The 20,569-nt window shown below is 70.5% G+C and carries 18 protein-coding genes; 8 read left to right on the top strand and 10 right to left on the bottom strand.

Translation table 11 applies throughout. The features are described from left to right. The first annotated feature begins 63 nt into the window (after positions 1-63). Entirely contained in the window at positions 64-2,016 is a 1,953-nt protein-coding gene (locus ACFVX4_RS08385; RefSeq protein WP_389973291.1) for a transglycosylase domain-containing protein, read from the top strand. A gap of 387 nt (positions 2,017-2,403) precedes the next feature. Further along, positions 2,404-3,564 (top strand): abortive phage infection protein, encoded by a 1,161-nt coding sequence (locus ACFVX4_RS08380; RefSeq protein WP_389973288.1) that lies wholly within the window; start codon positions 2,404-2,406, stop codon positions 3,562-3,564. Between the two features lie 35 nt (positions 3,565-3,599). Here ACFVX4_RS08380 and ACFVX4_RS08375 read toward each other — a convergent pair whose 3' ends face one another. Further along, positions 3,600-4,886 carry a geranylgeranyl reductase family protein gene (locus tag ACFVX4_RS08375; protein ID WP_385325366.1) on the bottom strand — a complete coding sequence of 429 codons (1,287 nt, stop codon included), beginning with the start codon at positions 4,884-4,886 and terminating at the stop codon, positions 3,600-3,602. Between the two features lie 97 nt (positions 4,887-4,983). On the opposite strand from ACFVX4_RS08375, the gene ACFVX4_RS08370 reads away from it, so the two are divergent. Then, a complete protein-coding gene (locus tag ACFVX4_RS08370) occupies positions 4,984-5,508 on the top strand; it encodes a GNAT family N-acetyltransferase (RefSeq protein ID WP_389973285.1) in 525 nt (174 codons plus the stop codon). 102 nt (positions 5,509-5,610) lie between these two features. Here ACFVX4_RS08370 and ACFVX4_RS08365 read toward each other — a convergent pair whose 3' ends face one another. Beyond that, positions 5,611-6,303, bottom strand: a complete 693-nt coding sequence (locus ACFVX4_RS08365; RefSeq protein WP_389973282.1) for a demethylmenaquinone methyltransferase — start codon at positions 6,301-6,303, stop codon at positions 5,611-5,613. Between the two features lie 138 nt (positions 6,304-6,441). On the opposite strand from ACFVX4_RS08365, the gene ACFVX4_RS08360 reads away from it, so the two are divergent. Continuing rightward, positions 6,442-7,173 carry a DUF3152 domain-containing protein gene (locus tag ACFVX4_RS08360; protein WP_389973279.1) on the top strand — a complete coding sequence of 244 codons (732 nt, stop codon included), beginning with the start codon at positions 6,442-6,444 and terminating at the stop codon, positions 7,171-7,173. Positions 7,174-7,196: 23 nt separating this feature from the next. On the opposite strand, the gene ACFVX4_RS08355 is transcribed toward ACFVX4_RS08360, so the two are convergent. From ACFVX4_RS08355 to ACFVX4_RS08340, 4 genes are all read right to left on the bottom strand, one after another. Then, complete coding sequence (locus ACFVX4_RS08355) at positions 7,197-7,823, bottom strand: hypothetical protein (RefSeq protein ID WP_389973276.1); 627 nt, start codon at positions 7,821-7,823, stop codon at positions 7,197-7,199. 7 nt (positions 7,824-7,830) lie between these two features. Next, positions 7,831-9,030: a cyclic dehypoxanthinyl futalosine synthase gene (gene mqnC, locus ACFVX4_RS08350; RefSeq protein WP_385325375.1), complete on the bottom strand. Its 1,200-nt coding sequence runs from the start codon at positions 9,028-9,030 to the stop codon at positions 7,831-7,833. 72 nt (positions 9,031-9,102) lie between these two features. After that, the gene (locus ACFVX4_RS08345; RefSeq protein ID WP_389973273.1) at positions 9,103-10,953 is read right to left on the bottom strand and encodes a serine/threonine-protein kinase; all 1,851 of its coding nucleotides are present in this window, start codon (positions 10,951-10,953) and stop codon (positions 9,103-9,105) included. A gap of 356 nt (positions 10,954-11,309) precedes the next feature. After that, positions 11,310-12,188 carry a menaquinone biosynthetic enzyme MqnA/MqnD family protein gene (locus ACFVX4_RS08340; protein ID WP_389973270.1) on the bottom strand — a complete coding sequence of 293 codons (879 nt, stop codon included), beginning with the start codon at positions 12,186-12,188 and terminating at the stop codon, positions 11,310-11,312. 417 nt (positions 12,189-12,605) lie between these two features. Between ACFVX4_RS08340 and ACFVX4_RS08335 the strand changes: the two genes are divergently transcribed. Both ACFVX4_RS08335 and ACFVX4_RS08330 read left to right on the top strand, forming a co-directional pair. Then, complete coding sequence (locus ACFVX4_RS08335; RefSeq protein WP_003967102.1) at positions 12,606-12,809, top strand: cold-shock protein; 204 nt, start codon at positions 12,606-12,608, stop codon at positions 12,807-12,809. A gap of 189 nt (positions 12,810-12,998) precedes the next feature. Next, entirely contained in the window at positions 12,999-13,826 is an 828-nt protein-coding gene (locus tag ACFVX4_RS08330) for a MerR family transcriptional regulator (protein ID WP_389973268.1), read from the top strand. 71 nt (positions 13,827-13,897) lie between these two features. On the opposite strand, the gene ACFVX4_RS08325 is transcribed toward ACFVX4_RS08330, so the two are convergent. After that, positions 13,898-15,130 (bottom strand): amidohydrolase family protein, encoded by a 1,233-nt coding sequence (locus tag ACFVX4_RS08325; RefSeq protein WP_389973265.1) that lies wholly within the window; start codon positions 15,128-15,130, stop codon positions 13,898-13,900. A 275-nt stretch (positions 15,131-15,405) separates the two neighbouring features. Here ACFVX4_RS08325 and ACFVX4_RS08320 point away from each other — a divergent pair, with 275 nt between their 5' ends. Further along, positions 15,406-18,363 (top strand): BTAD domain-containing putative transcriptional regulator, encoded by a 2,958-nt coding sequence (locus ACFVX4_RS08320; protein WP_389973262.1) that lies wholly within the window; start codon positions 15,406-15,408, stop codon positions 18,361-18,363. A 302-nt stretch (positions 18,364-18,665) separates the two neighbouring features. Beyond that, a complete protein-coding gene (locus ACFVX4_RS08315; protein ID WP_389973259.1) occupies positions 18,666-18,878 on the top strand; it encodes a hypothetical protein in 213 nt (70 codons plus the stop codon). A 130-nt stretch (positions 18,879-19,008) separates the two neighbouring features. On the opposite strand, the gene ACFVX4_RS08310 is transcribed toward ACFVX4_RS08315, so the two are convergent. Genes ACFVX4_RS08310 through ACFVX4_RS08300 form a run of 3 tightly spaced genes read right to left on the bottom strand, consistent with a single transcriptional unit; the run spans position 19,009 to position 20,526 of the window. Beyond that, on the bottom strand, positions 19,009-19,410 hold the full coding sequence (locus ACFVX4_RS08310) for a PIN domain-containing protein (protein WP_389973256.1): 402 nt from the start codon (positions 19,408-19,410) through the stop codon (positions 19,009-19,011). Next, a complete protein-coding gene (locus ACFVX4_RS08305) occupies positions 19,410-19,685 on the bottom strand; it encodes a hypothetical protein (RefSeq protein WP_389973253.1) in 276 nt (91 codons plus the stop codon). Before ACFVX4_RS08305 ends, ACFVX4_RS08310 begins: the two co-directional genes overlap by 1 nt. A gap of 58 nt (positions 19,686-19,743) precedes the next feature. After that, positions 19,744-20,526: an MBL fold metallo-hydrolase gene (locus ACFVX4_RS08300; protein ID WP_389973250.1), complete on the bottom strand. Its 783-nt coding sequence runs from the start codon at positions 20,524-20,526 to the stop codon at positions 19,744-19,746. Positions 20,527-20,569 lie beyond the last annotated feature (43 nt).

Raw genomic sequence — 20,569 nt, 5'->3', positions numbered from 1 at the left:
GGAACATCTCCTCTCACAAGTCCGCATCGCACTGGTGCGGGACGGTGAACGAGGAGCTGGAGCATGGCCCGACGCCCCATCCGCCCGATCCGCCTTCGCGGGCTCCGCGTCGACTACCCCCGCCGGGGGAGAAGCAACTGGCGCCGCTGGGTCCCTTCGTGGCGGCAGGTGCTGAGCGGGATCCTGCTCGGATTCGGTGCGCTGGCCGGGCTGTTCGCCGTGGTGTACGCGTCCGTCGACATCCCGGACGAGAACGCCGAGGCTCGCAGGCAGGGCACCGTCTACTACTGGGCGGACGGCAGCCAGATGGTGAGCGTGGGCGCGGTCAATCGGCAGAACGTCACGCTCGCCGACATACCCGGTTCGGTGGAGCACGCGGTCATCGCCGCCGAGAACGAGACCTTCTACTCCGACTCAGGGGTATCGGCGAAGGGGATCGCCCGTGCGGCCGTCAGCATGGTCGAAGGCGGTGAGACCCAGGGCGGCTCCACCATCACCCAGCAGTACGTGAAGAACACCTATCTCAGCCAGGAGCAGTCGGCCACTCGGAAGTTCAAGGAGTTCTTCATCTCGCTGAAGCTGAGCAACAAGCAGAGCAAGGAGGAGATCCTCCAGGGATATCTGAACACCAGCTGGTTCGGCCGCGGCGCCTACGGCATCCAGGCAGCGGCGCACGCGTACTACGGAATCCCCGCGAAGGACCTCGACCCCAGCCAGGCGGCGTTGCTCGCGGCCCTGCTCAAGGGGGCGGAGCAGTACGACCCCGCGGGCGGCAAGGGCAACCACGAACGCGCCGTCGACCGCTGGAAGTGGATCCTCGACCGGCAGGTGGAGAACGGCGCGATGACGAAGGCCGAGCGGGCCGCGTACCAGAAGTTCCCCGAGCCGAAGCCGGCCGCGAAGCCGACCAGCCTCGGCGGCCAGACCGGCTATCTCGTCGACATCGCCAACAAGTACATCAAGAAGCGTTCGGGCCTCACCGACAAGGACCTCTTCCGGGGCGGCTACCGGGTGCACACCACCTTCGACAAGGCCAGGGTGGGGCAGCTGGAGCGGGCCGTGCGCAGTGTGCGCAAGCGCGACCTCGACCCCAAGAAGCGCTCCGAGGACAAGTACGTCGAGGTCGGCGCCGCATCCGTGCGGGCCGACGGGGCCGTGGTCGCGGTGTACGGCGGAGCCGACGCGATCACCCACTTCGCCAACAACGCCGACACCGCGGGCGTCCCCGTCGGCTCGGCCTTCAAGCCCCTCGTGCTGGCGGCGGCTCTTCAGCACGGCGGCGGGATCACCCTGGACAGCGGCTACGACAGTGCGGGGCGTCTGCTCACGGGCAGCACGCGCGCGCTGCCCGCCTCCCCGGGTGTCGGTCCCGACCAGGTGAGCGTTGCGGTGCCGACGACCCTGCGCGAGGCGCTGGTCGAGTCGGCCAACACCACCTTCGTACAACTCGGCAAGCACATCGGTCTGGACAAGGTGAAGGAACTGGCGGTCGCGGCCGGGCTGCACGAGGAGAGTCTGGCCCGCCTGGACAAGTCCTTCCCCCTCGGCACGTCCACACCGAGCGCGGTCAGGATGGCGGACGCGTACACCGCCTTCAGCAACGACGGCATGAGGGCCGATCCCTACTCGGTGACCAAGGTGATCCAGGACGGCAAGGCGGTCGAGGGCTTCGGGAAGCCCGAGCCGCGGCGCGCGATGGACGCCTCGGTGGCGAACGATGTGAACAGCACCCTGGGGATGGTGGCCCGAACGACGCTGGGGCAGGACGGGACGTTCACCGCGACCGCCAAGCCAGGGGCTGCCGACGACCTCTCGGCGGGCGCGACCGACAAGGACGACCGGATGAAGTCGGCCTGGTTCATCGGCCACACCAAGGGGCTGACCACGGCCGTCACGATGTTCCGCAGCAAGCCGGGCACCCCTCAACTGCTGGGAATGCAGGGTGTGGGCGGACCCCATTCGGGGCGCGGCAATGTATTCCCGCTCCGGATCTGGAGCGCCTACGCCCGCAGCTGATTGAGATCCTTCATATTCCGCCCCCCACTTCCTTTGCCGTGGCTCCGCAATGGGGCTCCCGGCCTCCGGGTCCGGTATGACTGCTCTCCCCTGTTGACCACGATCTGGGGGGGCGGTCGTATCACCGGCCCCGGAGGCATTGGTGGACCGCTGATGAGGCGCGCCATGGCTGCCGACGTCGACAGCACCCCCGCGCCTGCCTTCCGACCGCACGCTGTTCGGCGTCGCGCCCGGCTGCGCAGTCGGCGCGGCAACCTAAGTCGCCGTTCCGGACGCCGGGTTCATCCCTTGGTCGCGCGCCCGCAGACTTTCGGGGGACGCCCACCCCCGCACCCGCTCGGCAGACTGGCCGCGACACGCGAACCGCCGACCATCCGGGGAGCCAGAGTGCACCGCAATGAGCACAGTGGAGGAATCAGCCGGGCGAAGTTCCTGGCCGGGGCGGGGGCGATCGGGGCCGCGACGGCCACCGGACCGTTCCTGGCCGGCGCCCCCGCCGCGGCGGCCACGACCGGCCGACGGGGCGGGCGCGGGATCAGCAAGGGTCTGACGCATCGAGGAGTCTGCTACACGATCGGTGCGGGTGAGACCCCCGGCACCGCGTGGAGCGCCACTCGCATGCGCGAGGACCTCCGGGCCATCAGGAACGACCTGCACGCCACATCGGTCGAGGTGACGGGTGACGGCGTCGACCGTCTCAACGCCACCGCGTCCGAGGCCGCCGAGCTGGGCCTGCACATCTGGCTCCAGCCGACCCTGGGCGACCGCCCCGCGTCGGAGATCCTCGCCCACCTCGCGGAGACCGGCCGGCACCTGGAGCGGCTGCGCCGCCAGGGCGCGCGGGCCGACCTGAGCGTGGGCTGCGAGTTCTGGCTGTTCGTGCCGGGCATCGTGCCCGGCGACAACGCACAGGAACGGATCCGCAACCTGATGGCCGGCACCTACGACCCGGAGCAGATGATGTGCCGCCTGTCCGCGTTCACGGCACGGGCCGCCGCGGTCGGACGGTCGGTCTTCGGCGGCAAGCTGTCGTACGCGGCCGCGCAGGACGACGAGGTCGACTGGAGCCTCTTCGACATCGTGGGCATCGACTACTACTCGTACTTCCCCGACCGCGCGGACTACATCCGCGAGCTGCGCCGGTACCTGCGCTGGGGCAAACCGCTGGCGATCACGGAGTTCGGCACCTGCACGTACGCGGGGGCGCCCCAGCAGGGCGGCATGGGATGGGACACCGTCGACTACACCAAGCAACCGCCCGCGATCAAAGGTGACTTGGTACGCAGCGAACGCACCCAGGCCGCCTGTCTCACCGAACTCCTCGGCGTCTTCGAGGAGATGGGCCTGTACGCCGCGATGGCCTTCGAGTTCCTGACCCCCGACGCCCCGCACTCCCCCGTCCCCCGCTACGACCTGGACATGGCGAGCTACGCCGTGGTGAAGCCGATCAAGGACCGGTTCGACGACCCGGAGTCCGACTGGCACTGGGAACCGAAGCAGGCCTTCCACGCGCTGGCGCGTTGCTACGGACGGGCGGGTCGCCGCTGACGCGCATCGTCCGGAGCGCCGCCCCCGACAGCCTCTCAGGCCTTCGGGGCCACCTTCGACAGCCCGTTGATGATGCGGTCCATCGCGTCGCCGCCCGTGGGGTCGGTGAGGTTGGCGAGCATCTTCAGGGTGAACTTCATCAGCAGGGGGTGCGTCAGGCCGCGCTGGGTGGCGATCTTCATGACCTTCGGGTTGCCGATCAGCTTCACGAAGGCGCGGCCCATCGTGTAGTAGCCGCCGTAGGTCTCCTTGAGCACCTTCGGGTAGTTGTTCAGCGCCAGTTCGCGCTGGGCCGGGGTCGCGCGGGCGTGGGCCTGGACGATGACGTCCGCGGCGATCTGGCCCGACTCCATGGCGTACGCGATGCCTTCGCCGTTGAACGGGTTGACCATGCCGCCCGCGTCACCGACGAGCAGCAGGCCCTTGGTGTAGTGCGGCTGGCGGTTGAAGGCCATGGGGAGGGCGGCGCCGCGGATCGGCGTCGTCATGTTCTCCGGGGTGTAGCCCCAGTCCTCCGGCATCGACGCGCACCACGCCTTGAGGACCTCGCGCCAGTCCAGCTCCTTGAACGCGGAGGAGGAGTTGAGGATGCCGAGGCCGACGTTGGACGTGCCGTCGCCCATGCCGAAGATCCAGCCGTAGCCGGGCAGCAGCCGGTCCTGGGGTCCGCGCCGGTCCCACAGCTCCAGCCAGGACTCCAGGTAGTCGTCGTCGTGGCGGGGCGAGGTGAAGTACGTACGCACGGCCACGCCCATCGGGCGGTCCTCGCGGCGGTGCAGGCCCATGGCGAGCGACAGCCGGGTGGAGTTGCCGTCGGCGGCGACGACGAGCGGGGCGTGGAAGGTGACCGGGGTCTTCTCCTCGCCGAGCTTCGCGTTGACGCCGGTGATGCGGCCGGTGCGGTCGTCGACGATCGGGGCGCCGACGTTGCAGCGCTCGTGCAGCCGCGCGCCCGCCTTCTGCGCCTGGCGGGCCAGTTGCTCGTCGAAGTCGTCGCGCTTGCGGACCAGTCCGTAGTCCGGGTACGAGGCGAGATCGGGCCAGTCCAGCTGGAGGCGGACACCGCCGCCGATGATGCGCAGGCCCTTGTTGCGCAGCCAGCCGGCCTCTTCGGAGATGTCGATGCCCATGGAGACGAGCTGCTTGGTGGCGCGCGGGGTGAGGCCGTCGCCGCAGACCTTCTCGCGGGGGAAGGCCGTCTTCTCCAGGAGCAGGACGTCCAGTCCGGCCTTGGCGAGGTAGTACGCGGTGGTGGAGCCGGCCGGGCCTGCCCCGACGACGATCACATCCGCGCTGTGCTCGGAGAGGGGCTGCTCGGTCACGGTCGGATCTCCCGAAGGCTCGAAATCGCGTGCCGCGCGGCACCTGTCCCGTGCAGTCTATGGGGGTTCGCTGATCGACTTTCCGAAGGGCTCCCAGATGTCGACCGTGCTTCCCGGCGCTCCCTCCGTACAGCTGCGCGTCCCCATCGACGAGGACGCGCTGTCCTGGCATCGCGCCTTCGACGATCCCGAGGTGATGGAGTTCTTCGGCGGTGCGTCGGAGGAGCTCTCGATGTACGAGGAGTGGACCGCCCGGCAGCGCAGATTCGACGCCGAACTCGGCTACTGCCTGTGGACGGTGCTGGGCGAGGGCGGCGAGGTGGCCGGCTTCACGGGCGCCCAGCCCTGGTCGCGGACCGAGTACGGGCCGGTGGGCGAGATCGAGATCGGCTGGCGGCTGGCCCGGTCGGCCTGGGGCCGGGGTTACGCCACCGCCGCCGCGCGCCTCACGCTGGAGCGGCTGCGCGCGGCCGGGGTGGAACGGGTGGTGGCGACGATCGACGCGGGGAACGAGCGGTCGATCGCCGTGGCCCGGCGGCTGGGGATGGAGCGGGCCGAGAGCTTCACGACGCCGCGGCCGGGCCAGGAGGTGGTCTGCTTCCGGATGCCCCTGACGCCGTGAGCGCGGGCGTCAGCCGGTGTCGTCGAGGGACCAGGTGGACAAGGGCCGCCCGGTCCCCGTCGGCGGAAGTCGCCCAACCGTTGTCTCAGGGACGCACATGTCTCAGGGACGCACACCCCGGTGCAGCGCCACCACACCGCCGGTGAGGTTGCGCCAGGCGACCTTCGACCAGCCGGCCCGCTGGAGCGCGTCCGCGAGCCCCGCCTGGTCGGGCCAGGCGCGGATGGATTCGGCGAGATAGACGTACGCGTCGGGGTTGGACGACACCGCGCGCGCGACCGGCGGCAGCGCCCGCATCAGGTACTCGGTGTAGACCGTGCGGAACGGCGCCCAGGTCGGCTGCGAGAACTCGCAGATCACCACCCGGCCGCCCGGCTTGGTCACCCGGTACAGCTCGCGCAGCGCCGAGTCCGTGTCCTGGACGTTGCGCAGCCCGAAGGAGATGGTCACCGCGTCGAAGGTCTCGTCGCGGAACGGCAGCCTGGTGGCGTCGCCCGCGGTGAAGGGCAGCCAGGAGTTGCGCTTCTTGCCCTCCTGGAGCATGCCGAGGGAGAAGTCGCACGGCACGACGTACGCGCCGGTCGCGGCGAACGGCAGCGAGGACGTCGCCGTGCCCGCGGCCAGGTCGAGGATCTTCTCCGCGGGCCGGGCGTGCACCGCCTTCGCGACCTCCTTGCGCCACAGCCGGGCCTGGCCGAGTGACAGCACGTCGTTGGTGAGGTCGTAGTTCGCCGCCACGTCGTCGAACATCGTGGCGACTTCGTGCGGCTGCTTGTCCAGGGAGGCTCGGGTCACCCGTCCATTCAAGCAGCCCGGTCCGCGGTGCTCCGCGCCGGTCGCAAGTCGTTATCCGGGTGGACTGAACCAATCGGTTCCAGCGACGGTCAGTACAGAGGGGGCACAAGAGCCACCGGGATCCAGGGGGGAGCCCAGATGTCCGCACGAGGTGCACGCCTCCGGCCGGGGCCGGAAGGCCGCCGAAGACGCCTGTTCGCCGTCGGCGTCACGGCGGCGCTGATCTGTGCCGTCGCCGCGCTGGGGCCCCGGTGGGGCAGCGGTGCCGACGGCAAGGCGTCCACGCCGTCCGCGTCCGGGAGTTCGCCGGGCACCGGCACGTTCACCGTCGCCCGCGCGGGCGCCCCGGACCCCGGCAAGGGCAAGGGCAGGGCCAGGGCGTACCGCGTCGAGGTGGAGGACGGTTCGGGCGTCGACCCGGACCGGGCCGCCGCCGAGATCGCCCGCATCCTGGCCGCGCCACGGGGCTGGTCGCACCACGGCGAGCACACCTTCCGCCGGGTCTCCGACGGACCGGCGGGACTCGTCATCCGTATCGCCACCCCCGCGACCACCGACGCCATCTGCGGGAAGGGCGGCCTCGACACCCACGGCGAGGTCAACTGCCGGGTCGGCACCGACGTCATGGTCAACCTCAAGCGCTGGCAGCAGGGATCACCCGAATTCCACGGCCCGCTCGCCGAGTACCGGGCCCTGATCATCAACCACGAGGTCGGCCACTGGCTGGGCCACGGTCACGAGACCTGTCCGGGCAAGGGCCGCCCCGCGCCCGCGATGATGCAGCAGATCTACGGGCTGAAGGGGTGCGTCTCCAACGCCTGGCCGTACGACGCCAAGGGCCATTACCTGGGCGGCCCTGCGGTGCCGTGAACCGGCCCCGCCGTACGGACGCGTCAGCTGCGGCGGAAGACCAGCCGTCCGCCGAGCACCGTCGCCACGCAGCTCCCGGCGCCCTCGGTGCGCAGCGCTGCCGGGTCCGGTACGCCGAACACCGCCAGATCCGCGGGCCCGCCGACGGCCAGGGCGGCCGCGAACGCCTCGGCCGGCTCCGGTACGGACGCCAGCGGGTCGAGCGACACGTGTTCCGGCACCGGGCCGGGGGCGTGGACGCGCAGTCCCGAGCGGGCGACCGCGGTGCGCACGGCGGGGCGGGCGAAGGGGCCCCGGACGGCGGTCGTGCCGTGCCGCAGCATCCGTTGCAGGCCGCGCCGGGCACTCGCGCCCCAGCGGGCCTCGTCCATGCCGAGTGCGGTGAGCGCGTCGCCGGTCAGCGGGTCGGTGCCGAGCTCGTCGGCCTCGCGCGGGTCCGGGTGGTAGGCGGCCTCCAGCAGGGCCGGGGCCGCCGCGTTCAGCAGCCCCGGGGTGATCAGCCCGGACCAGCGCCGGGTCCGGGCCCCGGGACGGGCGGCGGTCAGCTCCCCGTACGCACCGATGGCGACGACCACGCCGCCGTCCACGGCCACGGCGTCCGCCCCGTCCGGGGCACCGTGCACCGCGTCGGCGGCATGAACGGTCAGCAAGGCTGCCTCAGTTGGCGTTGAGGAGCTTCAGCTCCGGGTGTGCCGTGCCGCCCTCGATCGCGGTGGACGAGATGTGCGAGACCACGCGCTCGTCGACCGGGTCGTTCGCCGGGTCGTCGTGGACGACGAGGTGCTCGTACGTGGTGGCGCGCTGGGCCGGCACCCGGTCCGCCTTGCGGATCAGGTCGATGATCTCCAGCCGGTTGGAGCGGTGCTTGGCACCGGCCGAGGAGACGACGTTCTCCTCCAGCATGATCGAGCCGAGGTCGTCGGCGCCGTAGTGCAGCGACAGCTGGCCGACCTCCTTGCCGGTGGTCAGCCAGGAGCCCTGGATGTGGGCGACGTTGTCGAGGAAGATCCGGGCGATGGCGATCATCCGCAGGTACTCGAAGAGCGTGGCCTGCGTCTGCCCCTTCAGCTTGTTGTTCTCGGGCTGGTACGTGTACGGGATGAACGCACGGAAGCCGCCCGTCCGGTCCTGCACGTCGCGGATCATCCGCAGGTGCTCGATGCGCTCGGCGTTGGTCTCGCCGGTGCCCATCAGCATGGTGGAGGTGGACTCGACACCGAGGCGGTGGGCGATCTCCATGATCTCCAGCCAGCGCTCGCCGGACTCCTTGAGCGGGGCGATCGCGGTACGCGGCCGGGCCGGCAGCAGCTCGGCGCCGGCTCCCGCGAAGGAGTCGAGGCCGGCGGTGTGGATGCGCTGGACGGCCTCCTCGACGGAGACCTTGGAGATCCGGGCCATGTGCTCGACCTCGGAGGCGCCCAGCGAGTGGATGACCAGCTGCGGGAACGCCTTCTTGATCGCGGAGAAGTGCTCCTCGTAGTACTCGACGCCGTAGTCCGGGTGGTGCCCGCCCTGGAACATGATCTGCGTACCGCCGAGTTCGACGGTCTCCGCGCAGCGGCGCAGGATGTCGTCGAGGTCGCGGGACCAGCCCTTGGCGGTGTCCTTCGGCGCGGCGTAGAAGGCGCAGAACTTGCAGGCCGTGACACACACGTTCGTGTAGTTGATGTTGCGCTCGATGATGTACGTCGCGATGTGCTCCGTACCGGCGTAACGGCGGCGGCGTACGGCGTCGGCGGCGGCACCCAGCGCGTGCAGCGGCGCCGAACGGTAGAGGTCGAGCGCCTCCTCCGGAGAGATCCGACCGCCCTCGGCGGCTCGGTCGAGGATGGGCTGGAGGTCGGCCTTCTCGGTCACCGGGCTGTCACCTTTCGGCGGTTTTTCAACGGATCTACGGACCGGTTCAGCGTACGCCAGCCCCTCTCGGGGTCAGCCGCCGGACCGGCTCAGCGTGCCGTACGGCAGCCCCGCGCCCCGCTCCTCGGACCGGAAACGCAGGGTGCCGTCGGCGGCCCGGGTGAAGTGGACGTCGGTGGTGGTGGAGGTGCACAGGGCCGGGGTGCTGGGCCGGTCCGGGTCGGTGCGTTCGTGGAGCGTCAGTTGCTCGGCGGTGCCGGAGGTGAGGCCGGCGACGCTGTTGCAGCTGACGGTGACCCCGAGGCTGGTGATCTCGGTGTTCATCCGGACCACGTCCGTGCCCGTCTTCCCCGCGGTGAAGACGGCGGTGAGCGTGCCGTGCGGCTGCCCGGTGGTCTTCTCGGTGACCGGGCCCTTCCAGGTGCCGATGAACTCCTTCGGGAGTTCGGTGATCTGCTCCGGGCTGCTGGTGCCCGAGTCCGCGGGCTGCGACGGCCGGCCGGACGGGGTGGCGGCGGGCGGGGTGCTGCCGACGTTGCCGTGCTCGGCGTTGCTCCGGCCGCCACCGCCCGGCATCAGGTCGAAGACGAACGCGCTGCCCACGGTCACGGCGGCGAGCGCGCCCGCCACCGCGAGGGCGACGGTGCAGCTCAGCCTCCGGCCCCGGTCCGCGTCCGGCCGGGCCGGGCCGGAGTCCGCGCTGACGGTGACGGAGAAATGGGGGTCGGACGCGCGTTGTCCGGGCAGCCCGGACGCACCGGTCCGCGGCGACGGCCAGGACGCCCCCGATGTCCTGGCCGGCTCGGCCGCGCCCGCGGTCACGGGCCACGAGGGCAGTACGCCCGGATGGGACAGCCGGGTCGGGTCGTGCGTGGGGAAGGGCTCGGCCGGCGACCCGAACCCGCCGCCCACGACCCCGGCCCCGTTCGCTCCATCGGCGCCGTCCGGGCCGTAGGCACCGTTGGTGCCGCCCACATCCCAGGCCGCGCTGCTGAACGGCACCGGCCCCGACTGCACCGGCGCGTCCTGCGGCTCCAGGTCCAGCAGCGCGACCGCCGCCCGGCTGACCTCGCGCACCAGTGGTCCGGGCAGCCAGCCGGCCGCCACCAGCGCGGCGGCCCCGCCCGGCGCCAGCCGCCGGGCCAGTTCCATGGGTGTGGGCCGGTCCTCGGGCTCCTTCTCCAGGCACCCGGCGACGACCTCCCGCAGGTCACCCTCCAACTCCCCCAGCTCCGGCTCCTCGTGCACCACCTTGTAGAGGAGTACGGCCGAGGAGTCGCCGAGAAAAGGAGCGGTACCGGTCGCCGCGTACACGAGCACCGCGCCGAGCGAGAAGACATCGGCCGCGCCCGAGATGTCGGTGCCCCGGATCTGCTCCGGCGCCATGTAGCCGGGCGAGCCGACCGAGACCCCGGTGGAGGTGAGCGAGGCGGTGGCGCCGATCGCGTGCGCGATCCCGAAGTCGATCAGCCGGGGGCCGTCCAGGGCCAGCAGTACGTTGGACGGCTTCACATCACGGTGGATGACGCCCTGTTCGTGCACCGCGGCCAGCGCCTCGCCGAGTCCGGCGCCCAGCGTCCGTACCGCGTTCTCGGGCAGCGGCCCGTGCTCGGCGACCGCGGCGGAGAGCGGAGGGCCGGCCACGTAACCGGTGGCGACCCACGGAATGGGTGCGTCCGGGTCGGCGTCCAGAACGGGGGCCGTCCACTGCGCACCGATCCGCCGTGCCGCGTCCACCTCGCGCCGGAAGCGCGCGCGGAACTGCTCGTCGAGGGCGAAATGCGGGTGCACGACCTTGACCGCGACGGTGCGCCCGCCGGCGCTGCGCCCCAGATAGACCCGGCCCATGCCGCCCGCACCGAGCCTGCCGAGCAATCGATAGGCACCGATGGTCAGCGGTTCGCCGGCTTCCAGCGGCTGCATATGGACTCCCCCTGTGGACCGGCCTGACCTCCGACCGAAGCCTAGGGGGCGAAGGTCATCGGGTCACAGAGGAAACCATCCGCCTATTTCGTCCCTAAGGGAACGAACAACAGCTTTCGACACAACAAAAGGCGTGAATGCGTCGTTCACCCGAGCGATTCCGGGTTCCAGCCCGGGATGCACTGCGAGCACCATCCAGGAATCGGCTATTCGACGCGAATTAACCCGAATCGAGGCCGGACCGGCAGAAGGGCCGGGAGAAGCAACGAGAGAAGGGCGGGGGGATAAGCGACCCGGAGAAGTACAGGATTCACCTATACCCCGCTTATCCCGGGCACCCCCGCCCCGCCTTCCGGTCAGCCGCCGAGCAGCTCGACCTTCACGTCCGCCGGGAAGCCGGTCGTCGAACCGACCCGGCGCGCGAACTCCTGCACGCCCGCCAGCTGGTCCGGGCCGAAGCGGAAGTCCAGGGTCGTGAAGTACCGCTCCAGCACCTCCGAGTCGAAGGCCTCCCAGCGCGCCGCCTGTTCCGCGACCTTGGTGACTTCCTCCAGGGAGAGGTCCCGCGAGGCCAGGAACGCCTCGTGCACCTTGTTCACCTGGTCGGGCCGGCTCGCCAGATAGTCCTTGCGGGCCGCCCAGACCGCGAAGACGAACGGCAGCCCGGTCCACTCCTTCCACATCCGGCCCAGGTCGTGGACCTGAAGGCCGAGCCGGGGCGCGTCGTGCAGGTTGGCGCGCAGCGCGGCGTCGCCGATCAGCACGGCGGCGTCCGCCTCCTGCATCATCAGGCCGAGGTCCGGCGGGCAGGTGTAGTAGTCCGGACTGACCCCGTAGCGCTCGGCGAGCAGCAGCTGGGCCAGGCGGACGGAGGTGCGCGAGGTCGAGCCGAGGGCCACCCGGGCCCGGTCCAGCTGGTCCAGCGGCACCTGCGACACGATCACGCACGACATGACGGGCCCGTCGCAGCCCACCGCGATGTCGGGGAAGGCGACCAGGTCGTCGGCGTTGCGCAGGTACTCCACCAGCGTGACGGGGCCGATGTCCAGATCGCCTCTGATCAGCTGCTCGCTGAGCTTCTCCGGGGTGTCCTTCGAGAGCTCCAGGTCGAGCAGGGTCCCGGTGCGTGCCAGTCCCCAGTACAGGGGGAGGCAGTTCAGGAACTGGATGTGGCCGACGCGCGGCCGGATGCGACGATCGTCGCCTGCGACGGTTGAGACGATTGAATTGTCCACATCGCGAGGCTAGACCCGTGGCGCGATCCGGACGGCACCGGGGGCGCGGGGCGCACCCGGTCTCACCCCCCGGGAGTGCGCATCCCACCGTGCGGATACGCGGATGCCGTCCCGAGGTACCCCGGAACCGCTTCCGGGGCACCCCGAAGGCGTCCTCCGTACCCCTCGAAGTCGCCGCAACGACACCCGCCGGTACGCCCACTTCGCCAGCTCATCGGCACGACAATCAAACATCCGAGTGAAGTGATCTTTCCCTCTACCGTTCGATACACGCTGCGTGCTAGGCTCGACGCAAGTTGCAGTTTGGTTTCCCTTGCAGTACAGAGCCTGCGGAGCATGTAACCCGCAGGCTTTTGTAGTTTTCAGACTTCTTTGCAGGTTCTGGAGCAGGGCAACCCTTTGGCCCAAGGAGGGCTTATGGCTACCGGAACCGTCAAGTGGTTCAACGCTGAAAAGGGCTTCGGCTTCATCGCCCAGGACGGCGGCGGCCCGGATGTCTTCGTCCACTACTCCGCGATCAACGCGTCCGGGTTCCGCTCTCTCGAGGAGAACCAGGTCGTGAACTTCGACGTCACTCAGGGACCCAAGGGTCCGCAGGCTGAGAACGTCACCCCGGCCTAGTTGCCCGGGTCGGCCGATCGCGGCCGGCTAGTAGTACCCAAGGAGCCCCGCTCCTCCGCCTCGGCGGGGAACGGGGCTCCTGCCTTTTCCGTTCCTCCTCATCTTCCGACGCCCGCCTTTTCTTCCGATGCCCGGCCGGGCGCGACGCTTGACCTTGACACCGTGTGAAGCGGTGCGCTGGGAGACATCATGTTCACCATCGGAGACTTCGCCCGGTACGGACGGGTGTCGGCCCGGATGCTGCGTCACTACGACGCCATCGGGCTGCTGCACCCCGACCGCACCGACCCCGCCACCGGCTACCGCTTCTACGGTGCCGCCCAGCTCGCCCGTCTCAACCGCGTCATCGCCCTCAAGGATCTCGGCTTCACGCTCCAGCAGGTGCAGGCCATCCTCGACGAGCAGGTGGGGCCGGAGGAGCTGCGCGGGATGCTGCGGCTGCGCCGGGCGGAGCTGGAGGAGGCCATGAGGGCGGCGGCCGCACGGCTGGCGCAGGTCGAGGCGAGGCTCCGGTCGATCGAGAGCGAGGGACGCATGTCCGTGGACGATGTCGTCGTCAAGAATGTTGCCGCTGTACGGGTCGCCGAGCTGGCCGGCACCGCGGCCGGCTACGAGCCGGAGGACATCACTCCGGTGATCGGGCCGCTGTACGACCGGCTGTTCCCGTTGCTGGGCGAGGCGGGCGTCGGTCCGAGCGGTCCCGGGATCGCGTACTACGAGGACGCCCCGGAAGGCGGCGGCGCGGTCGTCGTCCACGCGGGGGTCACGGTGTCCGCCCCGGTGGGCCCGCTGGGCGACACCGGGATCACGGTGGTCGAGCTGCCCCCGTTCGAGGCCGCGACCATCGTCCACCGGGGTTCGATGGACGGCGTGCTGCCGACCGCCCAGACCCTGGCCCGCTGGATCGACGCCAACGGCTACCGGTCAGCGGGATACACCCGTGAGATCAGCCTGGAGTGCCCCGAGGACCGGGACAAGTGGGTGACGGAGCTCCAGGAGCCGGTCACCAAGGTCTGACCCGCTCCGGAGACACATGGGTGGGAAAAGAACGTGACACCCGATGCCTGGAGTGTCACGTTCTTTTCCCCCTACCGTCCTCCTCCGGGCCCCGCCCACAGCCCGTCGTCCGTCAGCCCCAGCAGATCGATCGCGTTGCGGCGCACGATCCGGTCCACCACATCGGCGTCCAGATGTCCCATCTGCGCCTCGCCGACCTCGCGCGACTTGGGCCAGGTGGAGTCGGAGTGCGGGTAGTCCGTCTCGTACAGGACGTTCCCGACGCCGATCGAGTCCAGGTTCTTCAGCCCGAAGGCGTCGTCGAAGAAGCAGCCGTAGATGTGCTCGGCGAACAGCTCCGACGGCGGGCGGTGGACCTTGTCGGCGACGCCGCCCCAGGCCCGGTTCTCCTCCCAGACCACGTCGGCGCGTTCGAGGATGTACGGGATCCAGCCGATCTGGCCCTCCGCGTACATGATCCGGAGGTTCGGGAACCGTTCGAACTTGCCGCTCATCAGCCAGTCGACCATCGAGAAGCAGCAGTTGGCGAAGGTGATGGTGGACCCGACGGCGGGCGGGGCGTCGGCCGAGGTGGACGGCATCTTCGAGGACGAGCCGATGTGCATCGCGATCACCGTCCCGGTCTCGTCGCAGGCCCGCAGGAACGGATTCCACTCGTCCGTGTGAATCGACGGCAGCCCGAGGTGCGGGGGTATCTCGGAGAACGCCACCGCGCGCACACCGCGCGCCGCGTTCCGCCGGACCTCGTCCGCGGCCAGCTGTGCGTCCCAGAGCGGGATCAGGGTGAGCGGTATGAGCCGGCCCCGCGCCTCGGGCCCGCACCACTCCTCGACCGTCCAGTCGTTGTACGCGCGCACCCCGAGCAGCCCCAGCTCGCGGTCCTTCGCTTCGGTGAAGGTCTGTCCGCAGAAGCGCGGGAAGGTGGGGAAGCAGAGGGCGGACTGGACGTGGTTGACGTCCATGTCGGCGAGCCGGTCGGGGACCGAGAACGAACCCGGACGCATCTGCTCGTACGTGATGATCTCCAGCTTGATCTCGTCCCGGTCGTAGCCGACCGCGGTGTCGAGCCGGGTGAGCGGGCGGTGCAGGTCCTCGTACACCCACCAGTCGCCGATCGGCCCGTCGTCGCCCTTCGCACCCATCACGGGCGCGAACTTTCCGCCCATGAAGGTCATTTCCTTGAGCGGTGCGCGGACGATCCGCGGGCCGCGGTCGAGGTACTTGGACGGGAGCCGGTCCCGCCAGACATGAGCGGGCTCCACCGTGTGGTCGTCCACCGAGATGATCTTCGGGAAGGTCTCCATGTTCTCCACGGTAGCGCCGATCTGACGAACCGTCAGCTATCTGGACCGGACCCCGTTCCGTAATCGTTGTCGAGGGCTTGTGCAGAGAGTCACCCACTGCTGACGTGCCCACCCAAGACAAGGCAGACTGTTGAGCGCGATACCAGCGGTACCGAGCAATCCGGATCCACCCGCCCCGTACCGGCACATGGGCGGGCAATCCAGGCGGACGGCATCAACACGCGGCATCGGCACGATGGGCAGCACCGGCGGGGCGAGCAGGGCAGGGGGCAGCAATGGACCGTGACAACGGACCGCACGTGCGTGTTCCGGAGCAGCGCGCTCCGCGACAGCGGTCGGCGGGCGGCGTCGATCTGCGCTTTTCCGTGCTCGGTCCGGTACGGGCATGGCGGGACGGCGAAGCGCTGTCCTCCGGCTCGCCGCAGCAGCGGGCCCTGCTGGCGGCGCTGCTCCTGCGCGGCGGCCGCACGGCCACCGCCGCCGAACTCATCGACGCCATCTGGGGCGACGAACCGCCCTCGCAGGCGCTCGCCACCATACGTACGTACGCCTCCCGGCTCCGCAAGGTCCTCGACCCGCAGACGCTGGTCAGCGACGCCGGTGGATACGCGATCCGGGCCGGCCACGACGCCCTGGACGTGACGGTGGCCCAGGAACTGGCGGCCGACGCGGAGAAGGCCCGCGTGTCCGGCGACCGCTACCAGGCCCGGACCCTGCTCGACAAGGCACTCGGGCTGTGGGACGGCGAGGCCCTGGCCTCCGTGCCCGGACCGTACGCCGAGAACCAGCGCACCCGCCTGGAGGAATGGCGGCTCCAGCTCACCGAGTCCCGCCTGGACCTGGATCTGGAGGTCGGCTGCCACGCGGAGGCGGTCTCCGAACTGACCGCGCTCACGGCCGCGCACCCCCTGCGGGAACGGCTGCGCGAACTCCTGATGATCGCCCTGTACCGCAGCGGCCGCCAGGCCGAGGCGCTGGCCGTCTACGCCGACACCCGACGGCTGCTCGCCGACGAACTGGGCGTCGACCCGCGCCCCGAGCTCGCCCAGCTCCAGCAGCGCATCCTGCGGGCCGACGAGGAACTCGCCCACCCCGCGGACGAACCGGCCCCGGCCCCCGCGCCGGTGCGCCCCGCCCAGCTCCCGGCCACCGTCCCGGACTTCACCGGCCGCGCCTCCTTCGTACGCGAACTGGGCGACCGGCTGGCGACCGCCGAGGGTTCGGTGATGGCCGTCTCGGCGCTGGCCGGCATCGGCGGCGTCGGCAAGACCACCCTCGCCGTGCACGTCGCCCACCAGGCACGCCAGCACTTCCCGGACGGCCAGCTGTACGTGGACCTCCAGGGCGCGGGCGCACGGGCCGCCGAACCGGAGACGGTCCTCGGCGCGTTCCTGCGCGCCCTGGGCACCGCGGACTCGGCGATCCCCGACTCCCTGGACGAACGCGCCGCCCTGTACCGCTCCACGCTCGACGGCCGCCGCATCCTGGTCCTCCTCGACAACGCCCACGACGCGGCGCAGGTCCGCCCGCTCCTGCCCGGCACCGCGGGCTGCGCGGCGCTGATCACCAGCCGCGTCCGGATGGTCGACCTGGCCGGTTCCCATCTGATCGACCTGGACGTGATGTCCCCCGAGGAGGCGCTCCAGCTCTTCACCCGCATCGCGGGCGAGGAACGCATCGACTCCGAGCGCGAGGCCGCCCTGGACGTGGTCGCCGCCTGCGGCTTCCTCCCCCTGGCCATCCGCATCGCCGCCTCCCGCCTGGCCGCCCGCCGCACCTGGACGGTCTCCGTCCTGGCCGCCAAGCTCGCCGACGAACGCCGCCGCCTGGACGAACTCCAGGCCGGCGACCTCGCGGTGAAGGCCACCTTCGAACTCGGCTACGGCCAGCTGGAACCCGCCCAGGCCCGCGCCTTCCGCCTCCTCGGCCTGGCCGACGGCCCCGACATCTCCCTCGCCGCGGCGGCGGCCCTGCTCAACCTGGAGGCCCACGCGACGGAGGACCTCCTGGAGGCCCTGGTCGACACCAGCCTCCTGGAATCGGCCGCCCCCGGCCGCTACCGCTACCACGACCTCGTGCGCCTCTACGCGCGTTCCTGCGCCGAACGGGACGAGGAGTCCCCGGAGGAGCGGGAGTCGGCGCTGTCGCGGCTGCTGGACTTCTATCTGGCCACGGCGGCGGGGGTGTACGCGCTGGAGCGGCCGGGGGACCGTGCCGTCGACCACCTGGTGGCCACCGAGCACCCGGGGCTCGAATTCCCCGACGGGCCGGAGGCCGTGGACTGGCTGTACAGCGAGGCCGATTCGCTGCTTGCCTGCGCCCATCAGAGTGCGTCGAGCGGAATGCTGCAGCGTGCCGTCGACCTGCTCTGCGCGGCAAAGGACCTCGCCGAGTCGGGTGCGAACTCCCGCCAGTACGAAACCACCGGTGCGGCCCTGCGCGACGCGGCGAGGGCTGCCGCCGACCCGCACTCCGAAGCGCGGGCCCGTGCCTCGCTGTCCACCGTCTACCTCGTCTCCGGCCGCTTCACACTGGCCGACGAGGAGGCACGGCACGCAATGGATCTGGCCGAGAGCACCAAGGACCCGATCCCCGCGTGCTGGGCACCCAACGATCGCGGCATCATCGCGTTCTACCAGGGGAGGCACGAAGAGGGCGAGAAGTTCCTGCAGGCGGCCATAGACAACTACCGCGCGGACGGAAACCTGGTCGGTGAGGCATCCGCACTGTGCAATCTCTCGCGCATCCACGTGAACATGAACCGCACGGCCAGCGCGGTCGAGCTCGCCCAGCAGGGCACAGCCATCTTCGACGGGGTGGGACTCAGTCTCCGCACGGCCAACGGTCGCTTCGCGCTGGGCATCGCGCTGACTCAAGCCGGAAGGCCGACCGAGGCGCTGAAGGAGCTCGACGAGGCGCTGCGCGTGTTCCAGGGCAACCGTCAACGGCTCTGGGAAGGCTCGACCCACTTCCGAATGGCGGAGGCACACCTGGCCGACGAGCGTCCCGCGCAGGCGGCTCAGCACGCGGAGCAGGCACTGGCTCTGCGCGTCATCGGAGGCGAATGGATGCGGGGCAATGTTCTGATCACTCTGGGACACGCCCTCGAACGCCTCGGTCAGATCGACCGGGCACATGCATGCTGGACCGAAGCACTGGCCATCCACGAGCAGTTCGGAGCCGCGGAGGCGGACAAGGTCCGGGCACTCCTCAACCCGGTCAGTGCCGCCTGAGAGCCTGTCGGGTGACCTTCGATCGGAGAGCGTGCGTGCCAGGGCGTGGCCGCCCGATCAGAGGTCACCCGACAGGCTCTGAGGCACCGGAACCGGCAGAGAGCCGTCGGCGTTCATCGAACGTTTATCGCCACTCGTCATTCTTAAGCCCATCGATCCGTCGCGTCGGGGGGCAGGCGGGTTGCACGGGGGACCACACCGCTAGGGTGAACGGCCCTGACATGCCCGTCCGACGGCCCACGGGGGAGTCGCCGGACGGGCATCGCCGACCGAGCAAGCAAGATCTCTGGGAGTTGACAGGCATGAGCGACGCACTGAAGCCGAAGACCGGTGGCGCCACCACTCAGGAGAACCACGCCGGCAGCCCGAGCAGCGGTGACAGCGCCGTCAAGCCGCTGGAGAACCACGCAGGCAGCGTGACCGAGGACATCACGACCCTGGAGAACCACGCCGGCAGCACGCCGAAGAACCTCCTCAAGACGCAGGAGAACCACGCGGGTTCCGAGAAGGCCTGAACGTCACTCGACGGGGAGGCGGCCGCGGCGGCGCGGAGGGGGAGCCGTCGCGGCCGCTGTACGTCCGGGGGGACGTACAGCCACCACCGGCAGAGGGGCACGAGCCACCGGCTCGTGCCCCTCTCCGCGTTCACCCCTGGAGCCCCCGGACCAGCACCCCCGCCCCGCACAGCTTCCCCATGTCGTCCTCGTCCGAGGTGAAGACCACCACCCGCCCCCGCTGCCGCCCCGCGATCACCGCGAGGGCCGCGTCGATGGCGTACTTGTGGTCGTGCAGACCTGTGTCCGCCAGCAGTCCGATCGCCTCGTCCGCGACCTCCTTGGTCACGGGCTCGACGACGATGCGGGACATGGCCCAGTTCCACTCCGAGCGCCGGATCCTGCTGTGGTACGCCTCGATGAGGGTCATGGAGCCGGTCACGACCCGGGCGCCCATCTGATGGGCCTTGGCGAGCGTGGCCGACATGGCACGCTCACGGCGCACCGCCCTCGACAGGGCCTCGCTGTCCAGCACGAAACAGAGATCGGACATCACGCAGCCGTCGCCCCGCCCTGCGCACCGGACTCCCGGTCCTCGAACCACCGCTCGATGTCGCGCATCTCCGACGCGGCAGCCGCCTGTTCCTCCTCGGTGGGCGGCCCGCCCTTCTCCTGCATCCACGCCACCAGCTCCCCCAGCCGGTCGTGCTCGCGCTGGCGCTCCATGGCATGGGTGACATACGCGCTGAACGCCCCCGGACCCACCTCGCTGCGGATCTCCTCCGCGAGCTCCTCCGGCAGCGTGACCGTGTACTTCTTGGTTGCCATACCCATCACCATACCGACACACCGGACATCCCGGCGCCCTGTTCCCCTCAGTTGGCGCTCAGTCCATCCGGAGGCGGTCGGCCAGACCGGCGGCGGTGAAAGCGGCTACCAGTTCGTCACGCCCCTCGGTGAAGTGGGCCCAGCTGTCGTAGTGGACGGGGACCACTCGGCGGGCACCGAGGATCCTGGCGGCCTCGGCCGCCTGCGCGCTGTCCAGGACGATCGGCTCGCCGTCGAAGATCACGGGGAAGCGGGGAGCACCGGCGAAGAGAATCGCGGTCTCCACGGGGGCGAAGCGCTCGGCGATCTGCTCGACCAGGCCGAGGGAGGCGTTGTCGCCGCTGACGTAGACGGTGGGCAGACCCTCCCCGGTCAGCACGAAGCCGACGACTTGGCCGAGGATCGTCTCGACCTCCTCGCGCGTCCCGGGCCCGTGGAGGGCGGGCACGCCCGTCACGGTGACGGTGCCGCCGCCGGGGCGGTCCAGCTCGATGGACTCCCAGTCGGCCAGCCCCTTGGCGCGGACTCCCAGGCGCCGCCCGCCACCGGGAGTGGTGAGGGTGAGCGGGATGTCGGCCAGCAGGGCTCGGCCGGAGTTGTCGAGGTTGTCGGCGTGCTCGTCGTGGGAGAGCAGGACCACGTCGACGCTGCCGAGGTCGGCGGGGCTGCCGGAGGAGGGCGCGGTCTTGGCCAGGAGCGGGCCGTCGGGTGCCTGGTAGTCGCCGGGGGCATCGAAGGTCGGGTCGGTCAGGAACCGCAGGCCGCCGTACTCGAAGAGGGCGGTCGGGCCGCCGAAGACGCGGACGGGGAACTGCTCACTGGTGGGGCTGGTGGCAGACACGAAATAGATCCTCACGGATAGAGGGTGACTTATCCGTGAGTCA

The organism is Streptomyces sp. NPDC058240, from assembly GCF_042882135.1.
Classification (GTDB): domain Bacteria; phylum Actinomycetota; class Actinomycetes; order Streptomycetales; family Streptomycetaceae; genus Streptomyces.
Note: the sequence above shows the minus strand (reverse complement) of the source record. Positions and strands in the feature narration are given on the sequence as shown.